Below are 4,617 nucleotides of genomic sequence, written 5' to 3' on the forward strand. Positions count from 1 at the left end.
CGCGTCGCGCAGCGGCCCGGCGACCGGCCACGGCGCGCGGTGCACCGTGCCCTCGCGCCACCACGACCAGACCTCCTCGGTCGCGAACGGCAGCACCGGTGCCAGCAGGCGCAGGAGCGTGTCGAGCGCGAGCGCGAGCGCGGCGCGCGCGGACGCCGTCGCGCCGGCCCCGGCCTCCGCGCTGCCGTACGCCCGGTCCTTGACCAGCTCGAGGTAGTCGTCGCAGAAGGTCCAGAAGAAGGTCTCGGTCAGCTCGAGCGCGCGCGTGTGGTCGTAGGCCTCGAGCGCCTGGGTGGCCTTGTCGACGACGTCCGCCAGGCCGGCGAGCATCGCCCGGTCCAGGGGCTCGGTCACCGCGGCGGGGTCGAGCGCCGTGGTGTCGGCGCCGAACGAGAGCGCGAACTTGCTCGCGTTGAGGACCTTGATCGCGAGGCGTCGGCCGATCTTCATCTGGCCGACCTCGAACGCGGCGTCCGTGCCCAGGCGCGCCGAGGCGGCCCAGTACCGGACGGCGTCGGAGCCGTGCTCCTCGAGCAGCCCCATCGGCGTGACGACGTTGCCCTTGGACTTCGACATCTTCTTGCGGTCGGGGTCGAGGATCCAGCCCGAGATCGCCGCGTGGGCCCACGGCAGCGAGCCGTGCTCCAGGTGCGAGCGGACCACCGTCGAGAACAGCCAGGTGCGGATGATGTCCTGGCCCTGGGGGCGCAGGTCCATCGGGAAGACCCGCTCGAACAGGTCGTCGTCCCAGCCCCAGCCGCCTGCGATCTGCGGCGTCAGCGAGGACGTCGCCCACGTGTCCATGACGTCGGCCTCGCCGACGAAGCCGCCCGGCACGCCGCGCTGCTCGGGGGTGTACCCCGGCGGGACGTCGCTGCTCGGGTCGACCGGCAGCGCGGACTCGTCCGGGAGGATCGGACGCGCGTGGTCCACCTCGCCGTCCTCGCCCACGGCGTACCACAGCGGGATGGCGACGCCGAAGAACCGCTGGCGCGAGATCAGCCAGTCGCCGTTGAGCCCGCCGACCCAGTTCTCGTAGCGCACGCGCATGAAATCGGGGTGGAACGCCAGCTCGTTTCCGCGCGCGAGGAGCGCCTCGCGCAGCCCGGCGCCCGCGCCCTCGTCGCGACCGCCGTTGCGGATGTACCACTGGCGCGAGGTGACGATCTCCAGGGGCTTGTCGCCCTTCTCGAAGAAGTTCGCCTTGCGCTGGGTCGCGACGGGCTCGCCGTCGAGGTCCCCGCTGGCGCGCAGCGCGTCGACGACGGCGGTCCGCGCCGAGAACGTCGTCTTGCCGGCGAGCTCCGCCCACGTCTGGCGGCCCGCGGCGTCGGTGATCCACTCGGGCGTCTCGCGCTGCAGGCGCCCGTCGCGCTGGATCACCGAGCGCGTGGGCAGCTGGAGCTCGCGCCACCACTGGACGTCGGTGAGGTCGCCGAAGGTGCAGCACATCGCGATGCCCGCGCCCTTGTCGGGCTCGGCGGCCGGGTGTGCCAGCACGGGCACCTCGACGCCGAACAGCGGCGAGCGCACGGTGGTGCCGAACAGGTGGGCGTAGCGCTCGTCGTCCGGGTGCGCGATGAGCGCGACGACCGCGGGGATGAGCTCGGGCCGCGTCGTCTCGATGTGGACCGGGGTGCCGTCGTCGGTGCGGTGGAAGGCGACGCGGTGGAAGTGCCCGGGGTAGTCCCGTGCCTCGAGCTCCGCCTGCGCGACGGCGGTCTGGAAGGTCACGTCCCACAGGCCCGGGGCCTCGGCCTGGTAGGCCTCGCCGCGCTCGAGGTTGCGCAGGAACGCGCGCTGCGCGACGGCACGCGCCCGCGCGTCGATGGTCTGGTAGTGGTGCGACCAGTCGACCGACAGGCCCAGCCGGCGCCAGAGCGCCTCGAACTGGCGCTCGTCCTGCACCGTGAGCCGCTCGCACAGCTCGACGAAGTTGCGCCGCGAGATCGGGACCTGGTCGGCGTTCTTGATGCTCTTGCCCTCGCCGCCCTCGTGCGGGGGCGTGAAGTCCGGGTCGTACGGCAGCGTCGGGTCGCAGCGCACGCCGTAGTAGTTCTGCACGCGGCGCTCGGTGGGCAGGCCGTTGTCGTCCCAGCCCATCGGGTAGAAGACCTTCTTGCCGCGCATGCGCCAGAAGCGCGCGACGACGTCGGTGTGCGTGTAGGAGAACACGTGGCCGACGTGCAGCGAGCCGGAGACCGTGGGCGGCGGGGTGTCGATCGAGTAGACCTCGTCGCGCGTCGCCGTGCGGTCGAACGCGTAGGTGCCCTGCTCGGCCCACGCGGCGTCCCAGCGCTCCTCGAGCCCCTCGAGGCTCACCCTGTCCGGTACGCGCGACGGCGCGGCGGCCGACGGGGCGGGGGACGTGGTGGGGTGCTCGGTGCTCATGGTCACCGATTCTCCCAGAACGCGGGGCGTGCGTGGTGCGGTCCGGCGGCCCGCCCGTGTTGGTCCTGGCGCGGGCGACGGCGATGATGGGTCCGGGACCACGACGGGACGGACGAGCATGCGAGCACTGGCACCAGATCCCGCCGCGGCCGGGGGGCCGATCGCGTCGGCGCGCGCCCTGGTCAAGGTCTACGGCCGGGGGGAGACGGCGGTCCGCGCGCTCGACGGCGTCGACGTCGACCTCGAGCGGGGCGAGCTCACGGCGATCATGGGGCCGTCCGGGTCCGGCAAGTCGACGCTGATGCACTGCCTGGCCGGCCTCGACACCCCCACCTCGGGGCGCGTCGTGGTCGACGGCGCCGACGTCGGGCGCATGAACCAGCGCAGCCTCACGCGCCTGCGGCGGACCCGTATCGGGTTCGTCTTCCAGGCCTTCAACCTCATCCCGACGCTCACGGCGGAGGAGAACATCACCCTGCCGCTCGACATCGCGCGCACGCCCGTGGACCGGGCGTGGTTCGACACCGTGGTGGACGCCGTCGGCCTGCGCGACCGGCTCAGTCACCGGCCGGCGGAGCTCTCGGGCGGGCAGCAGCAGCGCGTCGCCTGCGCCCGCGCGCTGGTCTCCCGCCCGGCCGTGGTCTTCGCCGACGAGCCGACGGGCAACCTCGACTCGCGCTCGTCGGGCGAGGTCCTGGGCTTCCTGCGACGGTCCGTCGACGAGCTCGACCAGGCCGTCGTCATGGTGACGCACGACCCGACCGCCGCGTCCTACGCGCACCGCGTGCTGTTCCTCGCGGACGGGCGCGTCGTCGGCGAGCTGGAGCGGCCCACCGCGGAGAGCGTGCTCGACACGCTCCGCGACCTCGGCGTCGGCCGCCGGACGGCGCCGGCGTGATCCGCGTCGCGCTCCGCGCGATCCGGGCCCACCTCGGCCGCCTGCTCCTCTCGGTTGTGGCGGTCATGCTCGGCGTCGCCTTCGTGGCGGGCACGTTCTCGCTGCGGGCGACGCTGTCGTCGACGTTCGACGGCATCGTGGACGCGGGTCTGCCCGCCGACGTCTACGTGCGCGCCGCGGACGCCGCGGCCGCGACGGACGCCCAGCCCGCGCCCGCGGCGACCTTCCCGCTGGAGATCGCCGACGCGCTCGGGCAGGTCGACGGCGTCCGCGCCGCGATCCCCGAGGTCAGCGGCCCCATCGTGCTCGTCGGGGCGGACGGCACGGCCGTCGTCTCGCAGGGCCCCCCGAGCTTCGGGCTGGGCCTGCACGAGAGCGACCCCGAGGTCGACATCGTCGCCGGGCGCGCGCCGGAGCGCGCCGGCGAGATCGCGCTGGAGTCCTCCGCGCTCGAGTCCTCGGGGCTCGCGGTGGGCGACGAGACGTCGGTCGTGCTCGGCGGCGAGGTCGTGCCCGTCGAGGTCGTCGGCGAGCTCCGCCTCGGTGCGCCGGTCGCCGGGGCGACGATCGTCGTGCTCGACGCCGCCACGGCGACGAGCGTCTACGCGCCCGACGGCCGCATCGGCAGCGTCGCCGTCTACGCCGAGCCCGACGTCGCCCCGGACGCGCTCGCCGCCGACGTGAGCGACGCGCTCGGGTCCGTCGCCGGGGCCGACGACGTGGAGGTCGTCACGGGCGACGAGCTGCGCGAGGAGAGCCGCGAGCAGATCGGCCAGGTGCTGGGCTTCGTCTCGACCTTCCTGCTCGTCTTCGCGGGCGTGGCCCTGTTCGTCGGGGCGTTCATCATCGCGAACACCTTCCAGATGATCGTGCGGCAGCGGCAGCGCGAGTACGCGATGCTCCGCGCGATCGGTGCGTCGCCGACGCAGGTGCTCGCCTCGATCCTGCTCCAGGCCGCCGTGGTCGGCGTGATCGGCTCCGCGCTCGGGGTGGGCGCCGGGGTCGCGCTCGTCGCGGGTCTGCGGGAGGCGTTCGCCCGGTTCGGGATGGAGCTGTCCGGGTCGGTGCCCCTGGACACCGCGACGGTGGTCGTGTCCCTGCTCACGGGCACCCTGGTCAGCGTCGTGGCGGCGGCCGTTCCCGCGCGGCGCGCGGCCGTGACGCCGCCCGTGGAGGCGATGCGGGACGACGTCGTCTCGACGGACGGCGCCTCCCGGGCGCGGACGGTCGTCGGTGCCCTGCTCCTCGCGGGCGGCGTCGCCGCCGTGGCGGCGGCGACCGCCGGGAGCGTGGGCGACCGCGGGACGGTGCTCGGCGTCGGTGCGGCG

At 74.3% G+C, this 4,617-nt stretch carries 3 protein-coding genes; 2 read left to right on the forward strand and 1 reads right to left on the reverse strand.

The window, feature by feature from the left end; genetic code table 11:
- On the reverse strand, window positions 1-2,391 hold a 2,391-nt coding region (gene valS, locus IDM29_RS15120; protein ID WP_188037725.1), incomplete at its 3' end, for a valine--tRNA ligase.
- A gap of 118 nt (window positions 2,392-2,509) precedes the next feature.
- Between valS and IDM29_RS15125 the strand changes: the two genes are divergently transcribed.
- Entirely contained in the window at window positions 2,510-3,289 is a 780-nt protein-coding gene (locus tag IDM29_RS15125) for an ABC transporter ATP-binding protein (RefSeq protein WP_182113523.1), read from the forward strand.
- Window positions 3,286-4,617: FtsX-like permease family protein (locus IDM29_RS17720; protein WP_188037726.1), on the forward strand; the 1,332-nt coding region annotated here is incomplete at its 3' end. The genes IDM29_RS15125 and IDM29_RS17720, both read left to right, overlap by 4 nt.

Source organism: Actinotalea sp. JY-7885 (genome assembly GCF_014525465.1).
In the GTDB taxonomy this organism is placed as follows: domain Bacteria; phylum Actinomycetota; class Actinomycetes; order Actinomycetales; family Cellulomonadaceae; genus Actinotalea.